22 protein-coding genes are annotated in these 22,040 nt (G+C 74.9%); 7 read left to right on the top strand and 15 right to left on the bottom strand.

All coding sequences use genetic code 11. The features are described from left to right. Positions 1–677: 677 nt before the first annotated feature. Positions 678–1,964 carry a tyrosine--tRNA ligase gene (tyrS, locus tag ACSNN9_RS02650; protein WP_436671081.1) on the bottom strand — a complete coding sequence of 429 codons (1,287 nt, stop codon included), beginning with the start codon at positions 1,962–1,964 and terminating at the stop codon, positions 678–680. Positions 1,965–2,046: 82 nt separating this feature from the next. On the opposite strand from tyrS, the gene ACSNN9_RS02655 reads away from it, so the two are divergent. Next, the gene (locus ACSNN9_RS02655) at positions 2,047–2,454 is read left to right on the top strand and encodes a PaaI family thioesterase (RefSeq protein ID WP_358093899.1); all 408 of its coding nucleotides are present in this window, start codon (positions 2,047–2,049) and stop codon (positions 2,452–2,454) included. 4 nt (positions 2,455–2,458) lie between these two features. Here ACSNN9_RS02655 and ACSNN9_RS02660 read toward each other — a convergent pair whose 3' ends face one another. The 3 genes from ACSNN9_RS02660 to ACSNN9_RS02670 form a co-directional block, all read right to left on the bottom strand. Next, complete coding sequence (locus ACSNN9_RS02660) at positions 2,459–3,778, bottom strand: hemolysin family protein (RefSeq protein ID WP_436671017.1); 1,320 nt, start codon at positions 3,776–3,778, stop codon at positions 2,459–2,461. Positions 3,779–3,909: 131 nt separating this feature from the next. Next, on the bottom strand, positions 3,910–4,554 hold the full coding sequence (locus tag ACSNN9_RS02665) for a hypothetical protein (protein ID WP_436671018.1): 645 nt from the start codon (positions 4,552–4,554) through the stop codon (positions 3,910–3,912). A 53-nt stretch (positions 4,555–4,607) separates the two neighbouring features. Continuing rightward, on the bottom strand, positions 4,608–5,090 hold the full coding sequence (locus ACSNN9_RS02670) for a GNAT family N-acetyltransferase (protein WP_436671019.1): 483 nt from the start codon (positions 5,088–5,090) through the stop codon (positions 4,608–4,610). 195 nt (positions 5,091–5,285) lie between these two features. Here ACSNN9_RS02670 and ACSNN9_RS02675 point away from each other — a divergent pair, with 195 nt between their 5' ends. Next, positions 5,286–5,555 carry a hypothetical protein gene (locus ACSNN9_RS02675; RefSeq protein ID WP_436671020.1) on the top strand — a complete coding sequence of 90 codons (270 nt, stop codon included), beginning with the start codon at positions 5,286–5,288 and terminating at the stop codon, positions 5,553–5,555. On the opposite strand, the gene ACSNN9_RS02680 is transcribed toward ACSNN9_RS02675, so the two are convergent. Further along, complete coding sequence (locus tag ACSNN9_RS02680) at positions 5,525–6,001, bottom strand: cyclic nucleotide-binding domain-containing protein (protein ID WP_436671021.1); 477 nt, start codon at positions 5,999–6,001, stop codon at positions 5,525–5,527. The genes ACSNN9_RS02675 and ACSNN9_RS02680 overlap by 31 nt on opposite strands. A 210-nt stretch (positions 6,002–6,211) precedes the next feature. Here ACSNN9_RS02680 and ACSNN9_RS02685 point away from each other — a divergent pair, with 210 nt between their 5' ends. The 3 genes from ACSNN9_RS02685 to ACSNN9_RS02695 all read left to right on the top strand — a co-directional run bounded on the left by ACSNN9_RS02685 (position 6,212) and on the right by ACSNN9_RS02695 (position 10,944). Further along, on the top strand, positions 6,212–8,989 hold the full coding sequence (locus ACSNN9_RS02685) for a cation-translocating P-type ATPase (protein ID WP_436671022.1): 2,778 nt from the start codon (positions 6,212–6,214) through the stop codon (positions 8,987–8,989). A 49-nt stretch (positions 8,990–9,038) separates the two neighbouring features. After that, on the top strand, positions 9,039–9,935 hold the full coding sequence (locus ACSNN9_RS02690; RefSeq protein WP_436671023.1) for a universal stress protein: 897 nt from the start codon (positions 9,039–9,041) through the stop codon (positions 9,933–9,935). Positions 9,936–10,062: 127 nt separating this feature from the next. Continuing rightward, positions 10,063–10,944: a universal stress protein gene (locus tag ACSNN9_RS02695; protein WP_436671024.1), complete on the top strand. Its 882-nt coding sequence runs from the start codon at positions 10,063–10,065 to the stop codon at positions 10,942–10,944. A gap of 47 nt (positions 10,945–10,991) precedes the next feature. On the opposite strand, the gene ACSNN9_RS02700 is transcribed toward ACSNN9_RS02695, so the two are convergent. The 3 genes from ACSNN9_RS02700 to ACSNN9_RS02710 all read right to left on the bottom strand — a co-directional run bounded on the left by ACSNN9_RS02700 (position 10,992) and on the right by ACSNN9_RS02710 (position 13,529). Then, on the bottom strand, positions 10,992–11,615 hold the full coding sequence (locus ACSNN9_RS02700; protein ID WP_436671025.1) for an FMN reductase: 624 nt from the start codon (positions 11,613–11,615) through the stop codon (positions 10,992–10,994). Continuing rightward, positions 11,612–12,709, bottom strand: coding sequence for an LLM class flavin-dependent oxidoreductase (locus ACSNN9_RS02705; RefSeq protein WP_436671026.1), 1,098 nt, complete (start codon positions 12,707–12,709; stop codon positions 11,612–11,614). Before ACSNN9_RS02705 ends, ACSNN9_RS02700 begins: the two co-directional genes overlap by 4 nt. 190 nt (positions 12,710–12,899) lie before the next feature. Then, a complete protein-coding gene (locus ACSNN9_RS02710) occupies positions 12,900–13,529 on the bottom strand; it encodes a DNA-3-methyladenine glycosylase (protein ID WP_436671082.1) in 630 nt (209 codons plus the stop codon). Between the two features lie 105 nt (positions 13,530–13,634). On the opposite strand from ACSNN9_RS02710, the gene ACSNN9_RS02715 reads away from it, so the two are divergent. Both ACSNN9_RS02715 and ACSNN9_RS02720 read left to right on the top strand, forming a co-directional pair. Further along, positions 13,635–14,051, top strand: coding sequence for a DNA-binding protein (locus ACSNN9_RS02715; RefSeq protein WP_436671027.1), 417 nt, complete (start codon positions 13,635–13,637; stop codon positions 14,049–14,051). Between the two features lie 50 nt (positions 14,052–14,101). After that, on the top strand, positions 14,102–14,458 hold the full coding sequence (locus tag ACSNN9_RS02720) for an MmcQ/YjbR family DNA-binding protein (protein ID WP_357872506.1): 357 nt from the start codon (positions 14,102–14,104) through the stop codon (positions 14,456–14,458). A 39-nt stretch (positions 14,459–14,497) separates the two neighbouring features. On the opposite strand, the gene argH is transcribed toward ACSNN9_RS02720, so the two are convergent. Genes argH through argJ form a run of 7 tightly spaced genes read right to left on the bottom strand, consistent with a single transcriptional unit; the run spans position 14,498 to position 22,030 of the window. Then, positions 14,498–15,961: an argininosuccinate lyase gene (gene argH, locus ACSNN9_RS02725; protein WP_436671083.1), complete on the bottom strand. Its 1,464-nt coding sequence runs from the start codon at positions 15,959–15,961 to the stop codon at positions 14,498–14,500. A gap of 14 nt (positions 15,962–15,975) precedes the next feature. Next, positions 15,976–17,181 carry an argininosuccinate synthase gene (locus ACSNN9_RS02730; protein WP_436671028.1) on the bottom strand — a complete coding sequence of 402 codons (1,206 nt, stop codon included), beginning with the start codon at positions 17,179–17,181 and terminating at the stop codon, positions 15,976–15,978. Then, entirely contained in the window at positions 17,178–17,693 is a 516-nt protein-coding gene (locus ACSNN9_RS02735) for an arginine repressor (RefSeq protein ID WP_436671029.1), read from the bottom strand. The genes ACSNN9_RS02730 and ACSNN9_RS02735 overlap by 4 nt, the downstream gene beginning before the upstream one ends. After that, the gene (gene argF, locus ACSNN9_RS02740) at positions 17,690–18,667 is read right to left on the bottom strand and encodes an ornithine carbamoyltransferase (RefSeq protein WP_436671030.1); all 978 of its coding nucleotides are present in this window, start codon (positions 18,665–18,667) and stop codon (positions 17,690–17,692) included. The genes ACSNN9_RS02735 and argF overlap by 4 nt, the downstream gene beginning before the upstream one ends. Next, complete coding sequence (locus tag ACSNN9_RS02745; protein ID WP_436671031.1) at positions 18,664–19,923, bottom strand: acetylornithine transaminase; 1,260 nt, start codon at positions 19,921–19,923, stop codon at positions 18,664–18,666. Before ACSNN9_RS02745 ends, argF begins: the two co-directional genes overlap by 4 nt. Next, on the bottom strand, positions 19,920–20,861 hold the full coding sequence (argB, locus tag ACSNN9_RS02750; protein ID WP_436671032.1) for an acetylglutamate kinase: 942 nt from the start codon (positions 20,859–20,861) through the stop codon (positions 19,920–19,922). The genes ACSNN9_RS02745 and argB overlap by 4 nt, the downstream gene beginning before the upstream one ends. Then, positions 20,858–22,030: a bifunctional glutamate N-acetyltransferase/amino-acid acetyltransferase ArgJ gene (argJ, locus tag ACSNN9_RS02755; protein ID WP_436671033.1), complete on the bottom strand. Its 1,173-nt coding sequence runs from the start codon at positions 22,028–22,030 to the stop codon at positions 20,858–20,860. Before argJ ends, argB begins: the two co-directional genes overlap by 4 nt. Between the last annotated feature and the right edge of the window lie 10 nt (positions 22,031–22,040).

Here is a 22,040-nt window from a genome sequence, read left to right on the forward strand (position 1 = left end):
CGTTCGTCCTGAGCCAGGATCAAACTCTCCAACAAAAACTTGTTGAAAAACTGTCCCGACAACAAAAAGTGTTGCCAAAGGAATCCAAACCAGCCAAACCGAAGCCTGACCAGTCCGGGGTATAAATCAATTTGGCACTGGCTTATCAAGCACCCTGTTGAGTTCTCAAAGAACAACCACACACCGCCCAGAAACCCCACACCGTGGAGCCCCCGACCCGGGGCATTTCGTTCGCGTCCCCGCCGCTTCCCGCGCCGGGCACTTTTACTACGTTACCCGCTGGTTTCCGCCGTGTCAAACCGCTTCGCAGCGATCCGCACCACTTCAATCCCATTTCCGGGCACCACTCCACAACGGCTCACGCCGTCGTCAAAAGTGGCTTCCAGCAGGCCGGCCGCCGCGGTCACCCGCGAACTCGCCCGGTTCCCCACCGGCGATGAACCATACCCGGTCGGCTCCGCCCCACCAAATCCGCCTCGCGACAGACCCAGGGGCACCGCCCGGTCCAGGCACCGAAGAGCACAACCCCTCAGCCCCGAAGCTCATTCCCGCGCCCGGCCTCCGGGATCTTCGCCCCGATTCGTCCGTTCCGCGCTGGCAGAGAGAAAGTTACGCCCCCGGCGGATTGATCGTCAAATCCGCCGGGGGCGTCCCGCGTCACACGGGAGACGTACGGACTAGCCGCGCAGCTCGACCCCGGCGAAGGACCGCTTGCCGCGGCGCAGCACCAGGTACCGGCCGTGCAGCAGGTCCTCGGGGCCCACCGTGGCGTCGGTCGCCGTGACCCGGGTGTTGTTGACGTAGGCGCCGCCCTCGGCGATCACCCGACGCGCCTCCTTGAGGCTCGGCACCAACCCGGAGTCGCGCAGCAGCCCGGCGACGTCGGGCAGCTCGTCGACGTGGACGAGACCGGCCTCGGTCAGCGCCGCCCGCAGCGTCGCCGGCGCGAGCTCGTCCAGCGAGCCACGGCCGAAGAGCGCCTGGCTCGCGGCGACCACCTGCGCCATCTCCCGCTCGCCGTGCACCAGGGTGGTCAGCTCCTCGGCGAGCGCCCGCTGCGCCGCCCGGGCCGCCGGCCGCTCGGCGGTCTCCTTCTCCAGCGCCTCCAGCTCCTCGCGGGAACGGAAGCTGAAGTACCGCAGGTAGCGACCCACGTCCCGGTCGTCGACGTTGACCCAGAACTGGTAGAACGCGTACGGGCTGGTCATCTCGGGGTCGAGCCAGATCGCGCCGCCCTCGGTCTTGCCGAACTTCGTACCGTCGGATTTCGTCACCAGCGGCGTGGTGAACGCCTGCACCGGGCCGGCGCCGCGGCGGCGGATGTAGTCGACGCCGGCGGTGATGTTGCCCCACTGGTCCGAGCCGCCGAACTGGAGCTGGCAGCCGTGCCGGCGGTGCAGCTCGAAGTAGTCGTGCGCCTGGAGCAACTGGTAGCTGAACTCGGTGAAGCTGATGCCGCTCTCCAGCCGCGCCCTGACCACCTCCCGGGCCAGCATCTTGTTGACCGGGAAGTGCTTGCCGACGTCGCGGAGGAACTCGACCACCGACATCTCGCCGGTCCAGTCCAGGTTGTTGACCAGTCGCGCCGCGTTCTCCCCCTCGTACGAGACGAAGGGGGCGAGCTGGTCGCGGATCCGGGCCACCCAGCCGGCGACCACCTCGGGCGGGTTGAGGGTCCGCTCGGCGCTCTCCTTCGGGTCGCCGATCTGCCCGGTGGCGCCGCCGACGAGCAGCAGCGGCCGGTGCCCGGCGAGCTGGAGCCGACGTGCCGTGGCGACCTGCATGAGGTGGCCGACGTGCAGGCTCGGCGCGGTCGGATCGAAGCCCACATAGTAGGCGGTGGACCCGCCGTCGAGCAGCGTGCGCAGCTCGTCGAGGCCGGTGGAGTCCTGGATCAGGCCCCGCCACCGCAGGTCGTCGGTCAGGGAGTCCCGCCCGGGCGGCGGGAAGCTGCTGTCGGTCACGGTCACCGATTCTCCCCCATCAGCGGGGACGGAACGTACCGGGTTTACCGGGCGGTCGGCGGCGTACGCTGGCGGCGCCGTGATCGAGGAGGGGAACGCCGTGGAGATGCCGGATCTGACGGGCGGCTTCGTCGCCCTGCTCGGCCTCAAGCTCGACGAGGTCGACCGGGACCGGGTGGTGATCCGCTGGCAGGTCCGCCCCGAGCTGCACCAACCGTTCGGCATCCAGCACGGCGGCGTGTACTGCTCGGTGGTCGAGACGGCCGCCAGCATCGGCGGGTCGCTGTGGCTGGGCGAGCGGGGACGCGTGGTGGGCGTGTCGAACCAGACCGACTTCCTCCGCGCGGTGCGCGACGGCGAGCTGACCGCCGTGGGCACCCCCGTGCACCGGGGACGCAGCCAGCAGCTCTGGCTGGTGGAGATCACCGACGCCGACGCCCGGCTGGTGGCCCGCGGCCAGGTCCGGCTGCAGAACCTCTATCCGGCCTGACCGGTCAGCTTCGGACCTCGTCCAGCACGGCCCCGGCGTCGTCGGGTGCCGGCTCGGCCTGGCGCCGCAGTCGGACCCCGGTGATGGCGCGGTGGTCGATGTGGGCCACCTCCAGCGTCCAGCCGTCCACCACGACGCTCTCCCCCGCCACGGTGGGGATGTGGCCGAGGCAGGTGAGCACCAGGCCCGCGATGGTGGTGTAGTCGCCGCCGGGGCGGCCGGGCAGCTCGACGCCGAGGTCGGCGAGGTCGTGCACGGGGAAGGTGCCGGGCAGCCACATCGCGCCGTCCGGCTCCGTGCGCACGGAGTGCACGTCCCGGTCGGTCTCGTCGTAGATCTCCCCGACGATCTCCTCGAGGATGTCCTCCAGGGTGACGATCCCGTCGACGGCGCCTCCCTCGTCGACCACCAGGGCGATGTGCTGGCGTTCGGCCTTGAACTGCCGCAGCGCGTCCACCACCGGCAGGGAGTCCGGCAGCAGCATCGGCGGGCGGGCGCACTCGTCGACCGGCCGGTCCTCCGGGACGCCGACGAGGTCACGCAGGTGGATCACGCCGACGGCGTCGTCGAGCCCGCCGTGCCGCACCACCGGCGCCCGGGAGTGGCCGGTGGCGGCCAGCAGCAGCCGCGCCGCCTCCGCCGTGGTGCCGCTGTCGAGCGTGAAGACCTGCAACCGGGGTACGAGCACCGCCCGTAGCTTGCGGTCGGCGATCTCCACGGCGCCGGCGATGATGGTCCGCTGTTCCTTGGTGAAGCCGTGGTTGCCGGAGACGATGTCGCGCAGCTCGTCCGGGCCGATCTCGTCGGGCTCGTGCTTCGGGTTGAGCCCGACGAGGCGTACCACCAGGTCGCTGGTGGCGCCGAGGGCCCAGACCGCCGGCCGGGTCACGGAGGCCAGCAGGTCGAGCGGGCGGGCCACCAGCAGCGCCCACCGCTCCGCCGCCTGCATGGCGATCCGCTTCGGGGCCAGCTCGCCGAAGACCAGGGTGACGAAGGTCAACGCGAGGGTGACCACCACGATCGCGACGGTCTCGGCGGCGCCCCCGAGCGCGCTGAGCAGCGGCACGAGGGGCTTGGCCAGCGACACCGCCGCCGCGGCCGACGCCAGGAAGCCGGCGAGGGTGATCCCGATCTGGATGGTGGCCAGGAAGCGGTTCGGGTCCTTGGCGAGGCGGGCCAGCACGCGGCCGGCGCGGCTGGTGCGTTCCAGCCGCTGGATCTGGCTGTCGCGCAGCGAGACCAGCGCCATCTCGCTGCCGGCGAAGACCGCGTTGAGGACGACCAGGACACCGACCAGGGCCAGTTGGGTCCAGATGCTCTGCACGCCCGGCTCTCCTCACGCGGGACCGGTGCCCGCCGGCACGACGGGCACCGCCGGCCGAAGGTCACGGCCGGCGTAGGCCAGTCTGTGCCCACCGGACCGGCCGGCGAATCCTCCTGCGGCCGGGGATGTGATCAGGCACGCCCGGCCACCGGCGGGGCGGGCAGGTCGAGGACGTACGAGCGGCCCTCGGGGCGGAAGCCGAGCCGGTGGTAGTACGGGGCGACCATGCCGGGCGGGGTGACGACCCGGCGGAAGCCCCGGTCGGTGAAGAGGCTGCTGCGCCGGTAGACGAACTCGCCCGGGGTGAAGTCCCGGAACCGCCGGGTGACGTAGTCGAGGTCGACCTGCGCCACGCCGTCCGCCGCGGCGTGCGACAGCACCACGCCGACCACCTCGTCGGCCCGGACGACCAGGAACGCCGAGCGTTCGGCGGCGGTGCCGGGGGGCCAGCGGAAGCCGGGGTTGAACCGGGCGATGTCGGCGGCGTGCACGTTCAGCGTGTGGGCCAGGAACTGGTCGTCGACCCCGACCTCGACCACCTGGTAGGTGTCCTCGTCGTGGCGGGTGGCGAGCATGCTCCGCAGGTACCAGACGTTGATCACGGCGAGCACGACGTTCAGCCCGACCATGGGCCAGACCTGCACGGCGGCGTTGTAGCCGATCAAAATCAGGCAGCCGACCAGGTTCAGGGCGCGCAGCCGGAGGATGCGCGTCTGCAGCAGCGACCAGACCAGCAGCGCCGAGCCGGTCCAGCCCATCAGTTCCAGCCAGTTCACCCCGCGAGAGTAGTGGGCGCGCGGAGGCGGTGACCGGGCGGGCGGCGGCGGGGTCAGTCGCCGGCGAGCTCCAGCACCCACTCCTCCACCTCGGCGCCCCGGCCGTTGGCGTACCCCCGGTCCTCGCCGATGACGACGAAGCCGCACTTGCGCAACACGGCGAGCGAGGCCCGGTTGTCCTTGGCGGCGCGAGCGTGCACGGGCCGCTGGGGCAGCTCGCGCAGCAGGGCGGCGAGCGCCGCCGTGGCGTGCCCCCGGCCCCAGCGTCGCGGGTCGATCCAGTAGCTGACCTCGGTCCGCTCGCCGACGGGGAAGGCGACCACGTGGCCGACGACCTCGCCGTCGACGACCGCCGTGCGGGAGACGATCCGCTCGTCGGCGCGCACGCGGCGCCAGTGGGCGTCGAACCGCTCCCGGTCGGCCGGGTCCTCCGGCCCGAAGGCCGCCATCCAGTTGGCCTCCGCGTCCTGCTCGTTCGCGAAGAAGGAGGGCAGGTCGTCGTCGCGGACGGGACGCAGGCGCAGCTCGGCGGTCACGGACCCGAGGATAGGGCCGGCCACCGACGACCGGGGCCCAACCTGGCCCCGGTGCGCTCCCGTCTGGCCGCGGCGCCGTCGCGCGGGCGGACCGCCCGACCCGGGCTGGCGACGCGGCCGAGGCGGGACCCGGTCGCGGGTCGGGGTACGCGGGATCTGGGCCCGCGCCGCCGGCGGTACCCGGACAATTGCCGGATGGGACGAGCGGTACGGAACGCGGTGGTCAGAACGAGCGCCACCGGTGCGGTGGCGACGGGCGCGCGGGCGGCGGGGGCGGTGTCGCTGCGTGCGCTGGCCGTGGGGGCGCTGGCCTGCGGCGCCGCCGCCGTGGGGGCGCTGGCGATCGGGCGGCTGGCGATCCGCCGGGCGGTCGTCCGGGAGCTGCGCATCGGCAGGCTGGAGGTCGATGAACTGGTGCTGCGCGGCCGGCCGGATCAGCCGGCGGGCGGGACGTCCACCGGGTAGCCGTAGAGGTCGAGCAGCCGGCCCCGGGCGGCGTGCAGCCGATCCACCACCACGCTCATGAAGCGGGTGGTCAGCTGCCGGCCGAGCGCGTCGTCGGACTCCATCAACCGGCGCACCCCCTCGGCGGTGAACTCCACCGCCGTGCTGCGCTGCGCGGCCACCGCCCCGAACTGCCAGCGGTACGGCGGGAACAGCCACGACCAGCCCAGCACCCCGCCCGGGCCGATGGTCTCGATCTCCACGTCGCCCCGCCCGGGCACCGCGAAGTCGAGCGCCACCCGACCGGAGCGGACCAGCCAGAAGCGCTCGGCCGGCCGGTCGGCCCGGAACAGCCGGTGCCCGGGGTGCCAGACCACCGGCCGGGCGTGGCCGGCGAGCCGGGGCAGCCACGGCTCGGGCAGCCCGGCGAGGAACGGATGCGCGCGCAACACGTCCAGCGTGGTCATGCGGTGCCCCTTTCGTCGGGCGGGGCCGGTGGTGGCCGGGTGCCTGCGACGGGTCGTCCGGCTTCCATTGCAGCGCGCGGCGGGGCGTGGGCGGCAGGGCCGTTGGTCCCGGATCGCGCGGGCGGACTGCCCTGGCGGGCGCCGTCCGGCGGGGCGAGGGTGGGACCGGGACGGTGCGCCGCGGCGGCGCCCACGGCAGGGCGGAGGGTGATGTGGGACGGTCCGGAGCACGGCGGCCCCGGGGGCGTACCGGTGGCCGCTGACCTGTCGACCGGGCCGGCCGGGCTCGCTTCGGCGGAGGCCGCCGCCCGGCTGCGCGCGGACGGGCCGAACGCGGCGGTCGTGCCGGCCCGCCGCCACCTGGGCGGGCGCGTCCTGCACCAGCTCACCGACCCGCTGGTGGCGCTGCTGCTGGCCGCCGCCGTGGTCACCGCCGTGCTGCGCGACTACCCGGACACCGCGGTGATCGTGCTGGTGGTGCTGGTGAACACCGCCATCGGCGTGGCGCAGGAGGTCCGCGCCGACCGGGCGATCGCCGCGTTGGACCAGCTCGCCGCGCCCACGGCCCGGGTCGTGCGGGACGGCCGGGACGTCGTCCTGCCCGCCGCCGACCTCGTCCGGGGCGACCTGGTACGGGTCGAGGCCGGCGACGTCGTCCCCGCCGACCTGCTGCTCGCCGAGGCGGCCCGGCTGAGCGTCGACGAGTCGGCGCTGACCGGCGAGTCGGTGCCGGTCACCCGGGCCGTGGGCGGGGAGGCCAGCGCGGGGACGGTGGTCACCACCGGGCGGGCCACCGGCACGGTGGTACGCACCGGCGCGGCCAGCGCGCTCGGCCGGATCACCGCCCTGGTGGCGTCCACCCGGCCCGCCGCCACCCCGTTGCAGCGCCGCCTCGCGGGGCTCGGCCGGATGCTCGGCTTCGCCGCGGTGGTGCTCTCGGGGCTGGTCTTCGTCATCGGCGTCGTCGGCGGGCGGCCGGTGGTCGACATGGCGGTCACCGCGGTGAGCCTGGTGGTGGCGGCCGTGCCCGAGTCGCTGCCGGCGGTCGTCACCCTCGCCCTCGCCCTCGGTGCCCGCCGGATGGCCGGGGCGCGGGCCATCCCCCGCCGGCTGCACGCGGTCGAGACGCTGGGCTCCGTCACCGTCATCGCCTCGGACAAGACGGGCACGCTCACCGAGGGCCGGATGGCGGTGCAGCACGCCGTCACCGGCGACGGTTCCCGCTACGGCGTCACCGGCAGCGGCTACGCGCCGCACGGCGCGGTGCACCAGCGGGGCGAGCCGGTGGCCGTACCGGACGGCCTGCGCAGCCTGGCGCGCGCCGGGCTGCTCTGCAACGACGCGACCCTGACCCCGCCCACCGACGAGCGGCCGGAGTGGGCCGCCGTCGGCGACCCGCTGGAGGCGGCGCTGGTCGCCTTCGCCGCCCGGTGCGGGCTCGACCCGGAGCTCACCCGCGCGGCGTGGCCGCGGGTCGCGGAGCACCCCTTCGACCAGGAGCTGCGCCGGATGACCACCGTGCACCGCTCCTGCGACCGGCGGTACCTGGTGGTGTGCAAGGGCGCGCCGGAGAACGTGCTGGCCGCGCCGCTGGTCGACGCCTCCGCCGAGGAGCTCGCCGGGCTGACCGCCGCCGCGCACCGGCTGGCCGCCGAGGGGCTGCGGGTGCTGGCGGTCGCGTCCGCCGTGGTGGACGCCCCGCCGGCCGACCCCGCCCGGCCGGTCGGGCTGCGACCCGTCGGGCTGGTCGCCGTCGGCGACCCGCTGCGCCCGGGCGCGGCCGACATCGCGGGCAGCTTCGACGACGCCGGGGTGCGGCTGCTGCTGATCACCGGCGACCATCCCGCGACCGCCGCGGCGATCGGCGGCCAGCTGGGACTCTGGCACGAGGGCGACCCGGTGGTACGCGGGGACGACGGCGACCCGGCGCGGGCGCACCCGCGGGCGCGGGTGTTCGCGCGGACCCAGCCGGAACAGAAGCTCGACATCATCGCCGGCCTCCAGTCGCGGGGGCACGTGGTGGCGATGACCGGCGACGGGGTGAACGACGCCCCGGCGCTGCGCCGGGCCGACATCGGGGTGGCGATGGGCGGCGGCACGGAGGTCGCCCGGCAGGCCGCCGACCTGGTGCTCGTCGACGACGACCTCTCCACGGTGGCCACGGCGATCGGCGAGGGCCGCCGCATCTACGACAACATCCGACGGTTCCTGCGCTACGCGCTCTCCGGCGGGGTCGCCGAGATCGCGGTGATGCTGCTCGGTCCGCTGTTCGGGCTGGCCGTACCGCTGCTGCCGGCGCAGATCCTCTGGGTGAACCTGCTCACGCACGGGGTGCCGGGGGTGGCGCTGGGGGCGGAGCCGGCGGAGCCGGGCACGCTGCGCCGGGCGCCGCGCTCGCCGTCGGAGTCGGTGCTCGGGGCCGGCCTGGGCCGGGACGTGCTGGTCACCGGCGGACTGATCGCCGCCGTGGTGCTCGGCGCCGGCGTGCTCGCCGCGCGCTGGGACCGGCCCTGGCAGTCGGTGGTCTTCGTGGTGCTCGGCCTGGCCCAGCTCGGGGTGGCGCTCGCGGTCCGCGCGCCGCGAGCGCGCGGCGCCGGGCGCGGCAACCGCGCGCTGCCGGTCGCGGTGGCGGTCTCCGCGCTGCTCCAGGTCGCCGGGGTGCTGCTGCCCCCGCTGCGCGAGCTGCTGGGCACCGAGCCGCTCGGCGCGGCGGAGCTGCTGGCCTGCGCCGCCGTCAGCGTGCTGCCCGGGCTGGTGCTGCGGCTGGCCCGCCGGCCGGCCGGCCCCGCCACCTTCGCGGACGCCGCACCGGGAGACGCCGCGCCCGCGGCCACGGCCCCGCCGGACGGCACCGCGGCCGACGCCGCCTCGCCGGGCGTGGGCGCTGCGGCCGGGGCGGGCCGGAGCGGGCGGCGCGCGCCGGGGTCGGACGACCGTCGACCTGCGACTCGGGACCAAGGTCCCACATCTCGGGACGCCCGCCCCTGACCGGTAGCGTGCGGATGGAGCAGGCTGGAGACGGACGAAGGAGGAGTCGATGACCACCAGTACCGGTGTCCCCGTCGTGGTGGGTGTGGACGGTTCGGCCGCCGCACTGGACGCGGTCCGGGTGGCGGCGCGGGAGGCGGCCGACCGGCAGCGCCCGCTGCGGGTCGTGCACGCCTTCATCTGGCCCCTGACGCGCGCCCCGCTCGGGGCCGCGGAGGGCGCGCCGGCCGGTGCCGGGCTGCGCAACCAGGCCGAGCGGTACGTCGCCGAGGCGATCGCCGAGGCCACCAGGACCGCCCCGGACGTGCCGGTGACCGGCTTGGTGGTCGACGGTGCGGCGACCCCCGTCCTGCTCGAGCAGTCCCGGGACGCCGCCCTGCTGGTGCTGGGCCACCGGGGCCTGGGCGGGTTCGCCGGGCTGCTGCTCGGCTCGGTCACCGTGCAGGTCTCCGCCCACGCGCAGGTCCCCGTCCTGGTGGTGCGCGGCGAGCAGCGCGCCGACGGCCCGGTGGTGGTGGGCGTCGACGGCTCCGAGTGTTCCCTCGAGGCCGTCGCGTTCGCCTACGAGGAGGCGAGCCGGCGGGGCGCCCCGCTGGTCGCGGTGCAGGCCTGGCTCTATCCCACGCCGGTCGGCCCGGGCGACGTCCTGCCCCTGGCGTACGACTTGGACGCCTTCGCCGCGGACGAGGAGCGCGCCCTCGCGGAGTCCCTCGCCGGCTTCGCCGAGCGCTACCCCGACGTGTCGGCGCGGCACCGGCTGGTCCGGGGCTCCCCGGGCGGGGTGCTGGTCGAGGAGTCGAAGTCGGCTCAGCTGGTGGTCGTGGGGGCGCGCGGCCGGGGCGCGCTGGGCGGGCTGCTGCTCGGCTCGGTCAGCCACGCGGTGCTGCACCACGCGCACTGCCCGCTGGTGATCGTGCGGCACCCGAAGCGGGCCGACGCGTCCTGACCCGGTCGCCACACCGCGACGCCGTCGCGTCGGCCGCTCCCCCGGCCGGCGCGGCGGCGTCGGCGCAAATGCGGGCGGGTCGGCGGCGCCGCGTCGACAATGACCTGATCGATCTCTGGGAGGGCTGATGAACCGACCCGTGGTGGTGGGTGTGGACGGATCGCCGGCGAGCCTGCTGGCGGCGGAGCACGCCGCGCGGGCCGCCGTGCTGCGGTCCCGCCCCCTGCACCTGGTGCACGGCTACCTGCACCCGCTCGGTTACGGCGTGCCGCTCAACCCGTACGACGTGGGGTTGCCGGCGCCGACCGAGGAGGCGCAGAAGATGTTGGAACGCACGGCCGCCGACCTCGCCGGGCGCTGTCCGGGGCTGACCGTCGAGGTGCGCCAGGTGGCGGGCGGGCCGGGGGCGACGCTGGTCGAGGAGTCCCGGCGGGCCGAGCTGGTGGTGGTCGGCAGCCGGGGGCTGGGCGGCTTCGCCGGGCTGCTGCTCGGCTCGGTCGGCACGCAGGTGGCCGCCCACGCGCACTGCCCGGTGCTGGTGGTGCGGCCCGCCGAGGAGCCCGTCCCGGTCGCCGGGCCGGTGCTGGTCGGGGTGGACGGGTCGGAGCCGGCCGAGCTGGCGGTCGGGTACGCGGCCGACGAGGCGGCGCGCCGCGGCGACGGGCTGGTGCTGGTGCACGTCGAGCCGCCGGACGGGGACCGCCCGGCGCCGGACGAGGTGATCCAGACGCCGGCCGCCGCGCACGCGGGTTCCGCCGAGCTGCTGGCCACCGCCGCGGCGGCCGTCCGCGGCAGCCACCCGGGGCTGGCCGTCGAGGGGCGGCTGCTCCGGGCGCCGAAGGCCGAGCAGGCGCTCGTCGAGGCCAGCGGGGACGCGGCGCTGGTGGTGGTCGGCTCCCGGGGCCGGGGCGGCTTCGCCGGGCTGCTGCTCGGCTCGGTCAGCCAGGCCCTCGTGCAGCACGCGCACTGCCCGGTGCTGGTGGCCCGCCCGTACGCTCACGCCCGCTGACGGGCCCCGACCCGCCGGCCCCGGGCGGGGCCGGCGGGTCGGCGGCCTCAGCGGTCCCGACCGCCGAGGAGCTCGTCGAAGCTCGTGGTGAGGGCGAACGGGTCGGCGGGGCCGGTGGACGGCGGCCGCCGGTGGATCTGCTCGGCCAGCTCGCCGCCGGCGCGGACGATCCGCGCCCGCAGCGCGCCGTCGGCGGCCCCGGCGGACCAGTCCTCCGGAGCGGCGAAGACCGCGGTGGGCACCACGACCGACCGCAGGTGGGCGAACATCGGACGGACGGCGTGCTCCAGCGCCAGCGAGTGCCGGGCCGTTCCGCCGGTGGCGCCGGCCAGCACCGGTCGGTCCGCCAGCGCGCCGGACCCGACCAGGTCGAAGAACGACTTGAACAGCCCGTTGTACGAGGCGTGGAAGATCGGCGTGACGGCGATCAGCCCGTCCGCGCCGGTGACCGTGTCGAGCACCTCCCGCAGCGCGGGCGACGGGAAGCCGGTCAGCAGGTGGTTGACGATGTCGTGGGCGTGCTCGCGCAGCTCGACGGGACGCACGTCGACGTCGTCGCCGCGCCGGGCCAGCTCGTCGCGGGTGGCCGCGGCGAGCTGGTCGGCGAGCAGCCGGGTCGACGAGGGCTGCCCCAGCCCGGCCGAGACCAGGGCGAGGGTGCGGCGGGTCATCGGCCCGCCTCCGCCCCGGCACGGTCCGCGGCGTCCCGCAGCGACGCGTGGGTGGGCGCGGCGGGCACGTGCGCCGGGCGCAGCGACTCGAACTCCTTGCGCAGCACCGGGACGACCTCCTCGCCGAGCAGGTCGAGCTGCTCCAGCACCGTCTTGAGCGGCAGGCCGGCGTGGTCCATGAGGAACAGCTGGCGCTGGTAGTCGCCGACGTAGTCGCGGAAGCCCAGCGTGCGGTCGATGACCTGCTGCGGGCTGCCCACGGTCAGCGGGGTCTGGGCGGTGAACTCCTCCAGCGACGGGCCGTGCCCGTAGACCGGCGCGTTGTCGAAGTACGGCCGGAACTCCCGCACCGCGTCCTGCGAGTTGCGCCGCATGAACACCTGCCCGCCGAGGCCCACGATGGCCTGGTCGGCGGAGCCGTGGCCGTAGTGCGCGTACCGCTGCCGGTAGAGCCCGACCATCCGCTGGGTGTGCTCCTTGGGCCAGAAGATGTGGTTGGCGAAGAAGCCGTCACCGTAGTAGGCGGCCTGCTCGGCGATCTCGGGGCTGCGGATCGAGCCGTGCCAGACGAACGGCGGCACGCCGTCGAGCGGACGCGGCGTCGACGTGAACGACTGCAACGGGGTGCGGAAGCGACCCTTCCAGTCGACCACGTCCTCGCGCCAGAGCCGGTGCAGCAGGTCGTAGTTCTCGATGGCGAGCGGGATGCCGTTGCGGATGTCCTGGCCGAACCACGGGTAGACCGGCCCGGTGTTGCCGCGCCCCATCATCAGGTCCACCCGGCCGTCCGCCAGGTGCTGGAGCATCGCGTAGTCCTCGGCGATCTTCACCGGGTCGTTGGTGGTGATCAGCGTGGTGGAGGTGGAGAGCAGCAGGCGCTCGGTGCGGGCCGCGATGAAGCCGAGCATGGTGGTCGGCGACGACGGCACGAACGGCGGGTTGTGGTGCTCGCCGGTGGCGAAGACGTCCAGGCCGACCTCCTCGGCCTTGAGCGCGATGGCGACCATCGCCTTGATCCGCTCATGCTCGGTCGGCTCGCGACCGGTGGTCGGGTCGACCGTGACGTCGCCGACGGTGAAGACTCCGAACTGCATGACCAGCTCCTCGCGTTGTCCCGGCCGGGGCCGCTGCGGCTCCCGGACGCCCGGCACAACACTATTTGACGAGTCAACTATTCCGCGGCGGGCGGCGACGCCGGTGGCCGGCCTCACGCCGTCCGCGCCGATCGCGCAGCGGCCGGCCCGGGCCGCCGCGCGGGGGCCGCGCGGCGGGCCCGACCGCAGGTCAGCGGCTGCGCGGCACGTGCCGGCGGTAGGCGCTCACGGTCGGGTCGCCGGCGATCCAGAACCGCCACGGCACGTCGTGCGCCCCGGTCACGCCCACCCGCGGCCCGGCGGCGACCGCGTCGGCGGGCACCGGGGCGCCGGCCGGGCGCAGGCGGACGGGGCCGTCGCCGAGCAGCCAGGAGCCGTAGGCGCTCCGGTCGATGCCCAGCGCCGCGCAGAGCCGGGCGGGCCCGCGCGCGAGGTCGACGTCCCGGCGTACGGCGGGGCGCCTGGCCCGGGCCGCCTCGACGCCGTCGACCACCTCGCCGGCGCGCAGCAGCACCGCCGAGGCCTCCCCGTCGGGCCCGGTCACCACGTTCATGCACCAGTGCATGCCGTAGGTGAAGTAGACGTAGGCGTGCCCCGCCGGCCCGAACATGACCGCGTTGCGCGGCGTGCGCCCCCGGTGCGCGTGCGACGCCGGGTCGCCGGCCGTCCCGGCGTACGCCTCGACCTCGGTGATCCGGACGGTGACGTCGCCGGCGGTGAGCCGGCAGCCGAGCAGGCCCCGGGCGGCCGGCACCACCGGGCCGGCGAGCAGGTCGGTCAGCCCCGCGAGGTCGGCGGGGCGACGGTCGGAGTACGCCACCACGGCACCGACCCTATCCGCCCGGGCGGCCGGCCGCCGGACTCGGGCGGCGCGGATCATCAACAAGCCGTTGACAACGCGTTGTTGACATGAGGGGGTGCTGGCATGACCGACTCCTTCACCGCCCCCGACGCCGGCGCGTCCCGGGCGCACCGCACCTACTCGGCGCTGCACCGCATCACCGAACGGCACGCCGGCACCGAGGCGCGGCGACGCCGGCACACCAACCCCTACGTGCCGGACGCCTACGAGGCGGTCGCGCTGGTCACCGCCCTGGCCGCAGGCGGGGCCGAGGTCGAGCCCGGCGAGGAGCCGGTCGACGACGCGGACCTCGTCGCGGCGCTCACCCTCGTCCCACACCTGCGCGCCGAGATCGACGCGATGGAGGCGGGGCTGCTCACGCTGGCCCGGGGCTGCGGGCTGACCTGGCAGCAGATCGCGTTCGGGCTCGGGCTGGGCAGCGCGCAGGCCGCCAAGCAGCGCTTCGAACGGCTCTCCGCCCGCACCGCCGCCACCGACTGACGCCGGCGATGGGCGAGACTGGGCGCGGGATCGGTGTCGAGGAGGACGCGATGACGCGCGAGGAGATGCTGGCGTACTGCCTGGCGAAGCCGGGGGCCCGGCTCGACCAGCCGTGGGAGGGCGACGAGGTGGTCAAGGTCGGCAGCCGGATCTTCGCCTTCCTCGGCTCCGCCGGCGCCGACGACCCGACCGTCGGGGTGAAGTGCGGCCCGAGCCGGGACGTGGCCGACGAGTGGCTGCACCGGCACCCGGGCGACGCGCGGCCGTCGCCGTACATCGGGCGCTCCGGCTGGAACACGCTGCGCCTGGCCGGCGGGATCGACGAGGAGGAGCTGATCGAGGCGGTCGACGCCTCGTACGACGCGGTGGTGGCGAAGCTGCCGAAGCGGGAACGCCCGGCGGGCTGACCCCGCGCGACGCCGGCGGCGTCGCGGGGGGTCGACGGCTCAGCGGGGCACGACCCGCTCGGCGGCCCACTCCCGCCAGCCGGCGAGCTGGTCGGCGGCGGTGGCGAGCTGGTCGGCGACCGGCCCGGGACCGGTCGAGCCGGGCGTGATCCGGGCGGCGAGCGCCGAGCGGACGGAGAGCACGTCGCGCACCGACGGGTCGAGGTGCTCGCTGACGGCCGCCAGGTCGGCGTCGGAGACCTCGTCCAGCGCGCAGTCGCGGGCCACGCAGAGCGCCACCAGCCGGCCGGTGATCTCGTGCGCGTCGCGGAACGGCACGTTGCGGCGGACCAGCCAGTCGGCGACCTCCGTGGCGAGGGAGAAGCCGACCGGCGCGGCGGCGACGAGGCGGTCGGCGCGCACGGTCATCGTGGAGATCATCCCGGCGAGCGCCGGCAGCAGCAGCTCCAGGGTGTCGACCGCGTCGAAGGCCGGCTCCTTGTCCTCCTGCATGTCCCGGTCGTAGGTCATCGGCAGGCCCTTGAGCATGGTGAGCACGCTCATCAGCCCGCCGACGAGCCGGCCGGACTTGCCTCGGGCCAGCTCGGCGATGTCCGCGTTCTTCTTCTGCGGCATGATCGACGAACCGGTGGCGAACGCGTCGTCCAGCTCCACCCAGCCGAACTCCTGCGAGGTCCAGAGCACCACCTCCTCGCCGAGGCGGGACAGGTGCACCCCGATCATCGCGGTGACGAAGAGGAACTCGGCGACGAAGTCCCGGTCGGCGACGGCGTCCATCGAGTTGGCGAAGGACGTGCGGAAGCCCAGCTCCTTGGAGACGGCCACCGGGTCCAGCGGCAGGCCGGAGCCGGCGAGCGCGCCCGCGCCGAGCGGACTGACCGCCGTGCGGTGGTCCCAGTCGCTGAGCCGCTCCAGGTCGCGCAGCAGCGGCTGCACGTGGGCCAGCAGCCAGTGCCCGAAGGTGACCGGCTGGGCGTGCTGAAGGTGCGTCATGCCGGGCGCGGCGGTCTCCACGTGCCGCTCGGCCTGCTCGACCAGGGCCTCGGCCAGCTCGACCAGCCGGCCGGCCACGCCCCGGGCGTGGTCGCGCAGGTAGAGCCGCAGGTCGGTGGCGACCTGGTCGTTGCGGGACCGGCCGGCGCGCAGCTTGCCGCCGAGACTGCCGAGCCGCTCCAGCAGGCCGCGCTCCAGGGCGGTGTGCACGTCCTCGTCGTCGATCGTCGGGCGGAACTGCCCCGAGGCGCAGGCGGCCTCCAGGTCGTCCAGGGCGGCGAGGATCCGGCCCAGTTCCTCCGGGTCGAGCAGGCCGGCCCCGGCGAGCACCCGGGCGTGCGCCCGGGACGCCGCGATGTCGTACGGGGCCAGCCGCCAGTCGAACTGCACGCTCACCGACAGTCGGGCCAGGGCCTCGGCGGGACCGCCGGCGAAGCGGCCGCCCCAGAGGCTCGTGCGGTTGGTGGCGGCGCTGTTCTCGGTCAGGCTCTTGTCGTCCACGCCGCCCATTGTGGTGCCCATGCTCAGCAGCCGCCCAGCCGGGCGTCCCGCGCGGCGGCCATCTTGCTGGGCAGGCCCCAGAGCTGCACGAAGCCCTTCGCCAGGGACTGGTCGAAGGTGTCCCCGGTGTCGTAGGTGGCCATGCCGAAGTCGTAGAGGCTGGCCTCGGAGCGGCGCCCGGTGACGGTGGCCCGGCCGCCGTGCAGGGTCAGCCGCACCTCGCCGGTGACGTGCCGCTGCGCGTCGTCGATGAACGCGTCGAGCGAGGACTTCAGCGGCGAGTACCAGAGTCCGTCGTAGACCAGCTCGCCCCAGCGCTGGTCGACGCCGCGCTTGAACCGGGCCAGGTCCCGCTCCACGGTCACCGCCTCCAGCTCCTGGTGGGCGGTGATCAGCGCGATCGCGCCGGGCGCCTCGTACACCTCGCGGCTCTTGATGCCCACGAGGCGGTCCTCGACCATGTCGAGCCGGCCCACGCCCTGGGCGCCCGCGCGCCGGTTGAGTTCCAGGATCGCCTGGTACGGGGTGACGGTCTCCCCGTCGATCGCCACCGGCACACCGGCGTCGAAGGTGATCACGACCTCGTCGGGGTCGCGTTCCTGCGTCGGGTCGGCGGTGTACGAGTACAGGTCCTCGACGGGGCCGTTCCAGATGTCCTCCAGGAAGCCCGTCTCGACGGCCCGGCCCCACAGGTTCTGGTCGATGGAGTACGGCGACTTCGCCGACACGTCGATCGGCAGCCCCTTCTCCTCGGCGAAGGCGATCGCCTTGTCCCGGGTCCAGGCGTAGTCCCGGGCCGGCGCGACGATCCTCAGGTCGGGCGCGAGCGCGCCGAGGCCGACCTCGAAGCGGACCTGGTCGTTGCCCTTGCCGGTGCAGCCGTGCGACACGATGGTGCCGCCGTGCTTGCGGGCCGCGGCCACCAGGTGCTTGACGATCAGCGGCCGGGACAGCGCGGAGACCAGCGGGTAGCGGTCCATGTAGAGCGCGTTCGCGCGGATGGCCGGCAGGCAGTACCCGGCGGCGAACTCGTCGCGCGCGTCGACCACCTCCGACTCCACCGCGCCGCAGTCCAGGGCGCGCTGCCGGATGGCGTCGAGGTCCTCGCCGCCCTGCCCGACGTCGACCGCCACCGCGATCACCTCGGCGCCGGTCTCCTCGGCCAGGTACGGGATGGCGACGGAGGTGTCGAGCCCTCCGGAGTAGGCAAGTACGACCCGCTCGGTCACGGTGTGGTGCTCCCTTCGACGTTCTCTTCGCGGCGGGCCCAGCCGGCGAGCTTGTCGCCGAGCGCGGCCCCGCCGACGGCCTCGCGGGCCACGACGAGGATGGTGTCGTCGCCGGCGATGGTGCCGACGACCTCGGGCAGGCCCGCTCGGTCCAACGCGCTGGCCAGGTAGTGGGCTGCGCCCGGCGGGGTGCGCAGTACGGCGATGTTGCCGCTCGCGTCGACGCCGTTGAGCAGTTCGCGCAGCAGCCGGACCAGCCGGGCCGGCGCCGCCTCGGCGTCGCGCAGCGGCCGGTGGCCGTCCTCGGGGATCAGGTAGACGGCCCGCCCGTCGCCGCCGCGCGCGGTCACCGCGCCCAGTTCCTTGAGGTCCCGGGAGAGGGTGGCCTGGGTGACCTGGATGCCGTCGCCGGAAAGCAGGTCGGCCAGCTCGGTCTGCGAGTGGATCGCCTTGTCGCGGATCAGCTCGACGATGCGGGCGTGCCGGGCGGCGCGGTTCAGCGGGGCGGTCATGGTGTCTCCCTGGTCGCGGTGGCGCCCGGCGCCGCCGCGTCCGGGGCGGCGGGCGCGGCACCGAGGAGGAACGTCAGCAGCGCCTTCTGGGCGTGCAGCCGATTCTCCGCCTGGTCGAACACGACGCTCTGCGGGCCGTCGAGCACCTCGTCGGTGATCTCCTCGCCCCGGTGCGCGGGCAGGCAGTGCAGCACGACGGCGTCGGGCGCGGCGTGCCCGAGCAGCGCGGCGTTGACCTGGTACGGCAGGAACGGGGTGATCCGGTCCAGCCCGTCGTCCTCCTGGCCCATCGAGGTCCAGGTGTCCGTGGCGACCACGTCGGCCCCTGCCACCGCCGCGACCGGGTCGGTCAGCGCCCGCACCGAGCCCCCGGTGCCGGCGGCGATCTTCGCGGCCCGGGCGACCACCTCGGGGTCGGGGCCGAAGTTGGCCGGCCCGGCGACCCGGACGTGCATGCCGGCGCTCGCCCCGGCGAGCAGGTACGAATGGGACAGGTTGTTCGCGGCGTCGCCGACGTAGGCCAGCGTCCGCCCGGCGGTGCCCCCGCAGTGCTCGCGGACGGTGAGCAGGTCGGCCAGGAGCTGGCAGGGGTGGAAGCCGTCGGTGAGCGCGTTGACCACCGGCACGGAGGCGCCGTCGGCGACCTCGGCGATCCGGTCGTCGCCGTGGGTGCGCAGCACGATCGCCGCGACGTAGCGGGAGAGCACCCGGCCGGCGTCGGCGAGCGTCTCGCCCCGCCCGAAGTGGGTGACCTGGGTGTCCACCACGAGGGGGTGCCCACCCAGCTCGGCGATGCCGACGTCGAACGAGAACCGGGTACGCAGGCTCTGCTTGTCGAACAGCACCGCCACCGACCGGGGCCCGGCCAACGGCCGGTGGCCGAACCGGTCGGCCTTCATCCGCGCCGCGAGGTCGAGCACGGCCGACTGCTCGGCGGGGGTCAGGTCGTCGTCCCGCAGGAAGTGCCGGATCACGCGCCCGCCTCCGTCGTGCGCGGCATCGCCACGGTGGGCGTGGCGGGCGTAGGCGTGGTGGCAGCGGTCGGGACGGTGCCGGCGGCGGCCGGGGACGCCGCGTCGAGGGCGGCCGGGAGTGCGGCCAGGAAGTCGTCGACCTGGGCGGCGGTGAGGATCAGCGGCGGGGCGAGCCGTACGACGCCGGGCTGCACCGGGTTGACCAGGAAACCGGCCTCCCGCAGCGCCTCGGTGAGCACCTTCGCGACGGGCGCGGCGAGCACCACCCCGAGCAGCAGGCCCGCGCCGCGTACGCCGTCGACCAGCGGGTGGCCGAGCGCCTCGATCCCCCGGCGCAGCCGCTCGCCGACCCGCTTGACGTGGTCGAGCAGCCCTTCGCTGGCGATGGTCGACACCACCGCGAGGGCGGCGGCGCAGCTCACCGGGTTGCCGCCGAAGGTGGTGCCGTGCGAACCGGGGGCGAGCAGCTCGGCGGCGCGACCGAAGGCCAGGCAGGCGCCGATGGGCAGCCCGCCGCCGAGCCCCTTGGCGAGGGTCACCACGTCGGGCTCGACCCCCTCGGCCTGGTGCGCGAACCAGTGCCCCGTGCGGCCGACGCCGGTCTGCACCTCGTCGAGCACCAGCAGCGCGCCGTGCCGGGCGGTGATCCGGCGCGCGGCGGCCAGGTAGCCGGCCGGCGGGACGACCACGCCGTTCTCCCCCTGGACCGGCTCCAGGATCACCATGGCGGTGGCGTCGGTGACCGCCGCCTCCAGGGCCGCCACGTCGCCGTAGTCGACGTGGGTCACCTCGCCCGGCAGCGGGCGGAACGGGTCGGCCTTGGCCGGCTGGCCGGTGAGGGCGAGGGCGCCCATGGTCCGCCCGTGGAAGCCGCCCCGGGTGGCGACCACGTGCGAGCGGCCGGTGAGCCGGGAGAGCTTGAACGCCGCCTCGTTGGCCTCCGCGCCCGAGTTGGCGAAGAAGACGCGCCCGGGCCGCCCGGCCAGGGCCAGCAGCAGCTCGGCGAGGGCCACCGGCGGTTCGGCGACGTAGAGGTTGGAGACGTGCCCGAGGGTGGCGACCTGCTTCGACACGGCGGCCACCACGGCCGGGTGGGCGTGGCCGAGGGCGTTGACCGCGATGCCGCCGACGAGGTCGACGTACTCCCGGCCGGCGTCGTCGACCACGACGGCGCCGGAGCCGGAGACGAGGGCGAGCGGCGGCGTGCCGTAGTTGTCCATCATGGACTGCGCCCAACGCTCCACGAGCGTGCTCATGCCGGAACCGTGCCTTCCTTGTCGGCGACTGCCTGGGTGACGGGTTCGGTCCTGGCGCCGACGACCATGGTGCCGAACCCTTCGGAGGTGAAGACCTCCAGCAGCGTGGAGTGGGCGACCCGGCCGTCGACGACGTGCGCGGCGGGCACCCCCTGCCGCACCGCCCGCAGGCACGCCTCCATCTTGGGGACCATGCCGCTGGACAGGGACGGCAGCAGCGCCGCCAACTCGTCGACGGTGATCTCGCTGACCAGGCTGTCGGTGTCGGGCCAGTCGGCGTAGAGGCCCGGCACGTCGGTGAGGACGACCAGCTTGCGGGCGTCCAGGGCCACGGCGAGCGCGGCGGCGGCGGTGTCGGCGTTCAGGTTGTGCAGCACCCCGTCGGCGTCGGGTGCCACCGTGGAGATCACCGGGATGCGACCGGCCGCGATCAGGTCGGTGACCGCCGAGGCGTCGACCGACTCGACGTCGCCGACCTGCCCGACGTCGACCGGTTCGCCGTCCACGTACGCGGGCCGTCGCACGGCGGTGAACAGCCCGGCGTCCTCGCCGGAGAGGCCCACCGCGAACGGGCCGTGGGCGTTGATCAGGCCCACCAGTTCGCGGCCCACCTGGCCGACCAGCACCATCCGGACCACGTCCATCGCCTCGGGGGTGGTGACCCGCAGGCCGCCCCGGAACTCGCTGGCGATGCCCAGCCGGCCGAGCATGGCGGATATCTGCGGGCCGCCACCGTGCACCACGACCGGCCGGAGGCCGGCGTAGCGCAGGAAGACCATGTCGGCGGCGAAGGCCCGCTGCAGTTCGGGGTCGACCATGGCGTTGCCGCCGTACTTGACCACGACGGTCGAGCCGGAGAAGCGGGCCAGCCAGGGCAGCGCCTCGATCAGCGTGGCCGCCTTGACCTGGGCGCGGGCGAGATCGGTGGAGAGGCTCATGTCGAGTAGGCCGAGTTCTCGTGCACGTACGCGTGGGACAGGTCGTTGGTCCAGATCGTGGCGGCGGCGACACCGGCGTGCAGGTCGATCCGGATGGTGACGTCCCGCCCGGTCAGGTCGACCTTCGACCGGTCCTCGGCGGCGGCGCCGGAGCGGCACACCCAGACGCCGTTGACGGCGACGTCGACCCCGTCGGGCTCGAACGCGGCGGCGGTGGTGCCGACGGCGGCGAGGATCCGGCCCCAGTTCGGGTCGTTGCCGAACAGCGCGGTCTTGACCAGGTTGTTGCGCGCCACCGACCGCCCCACCTCGACGGCGTCGTCCTCGCTCGCCGCGCCGACCACGTCGATGGCGATCTGCTTGGTGGCGCCCTCGGCGTCGGCGATGAGCTGCTGGGCCAGGTCGTGGGCCGCGGCGGTGACCGCGGCCGTCAGCTCGGCCGGGGTCGGCGCGATGCCGCTCGCGCCGCTGGACAGCAGCAGGACCGTGTCGTTGGTCGACATGCAGCCGTCGGAGTCGATCCGGTCGAAGGTGACCCGGCACGCCTCCCGCAGGGCGGCGTCGAGGTCCTCGGGCCCGGCCACCGCGTCGGTGGTCAGCACGCAGAGCATGGTGGCCATCGCCGGCGCGAGCATGCCGGCGCCCTTGGCCATGCCGCCGACGGTCCAGCCGCTGCCCCGGGCCACCGTGGTCTTGGGGCGGGTGTCCGTGGTCATGATGGCCTCGGCGGCCGCCGGGCCGCCGTCGCGGGACAGCCGGCGGATCGCCGATCGTACGCCGGAAAGCAGCTTCTGCATCGGCAGCCGCTCCCCGATCAGGCCGGTCGAGCAGACCGCCACGTCGGCGGCGCCCAGCATCAGCCGCGGGCTGGCCGAGGTGATCGCGGCGGCGGTGTGCTCGGCGGTGGTGTGGGTGTCCTGGAAGCCGCCCGGGCCCGTGCAGGCGTTCGCGCCGCCGGAGTTGAGCACCACGACGCGGGCGACGCCGCCGCGCACCACCTGCTGGGTCCAGAGCACCGGCGCGGCCTTGACCCGGTTGGCGGTGAACACGCCGGCGACGCCGGCGTCCGGGCCGTCGTTGACGACCAGCGCGACGTCGCTCGCGCCGCTGGCCTTCAGCCCGGCGGCCACCCCGGCCGCCCGGAACCCCCGCGGGGTCGTGACACTCACGGTGCTACTC

It is taken from the genome of Micromonospora sp. URMC 107 (genome assembly GCF_051386315.1).
GTDB lineage: Bacteria > Actinomycetota > Actinomycetes > Mycobacteriales > Micromonosporaceae > Micromonospora.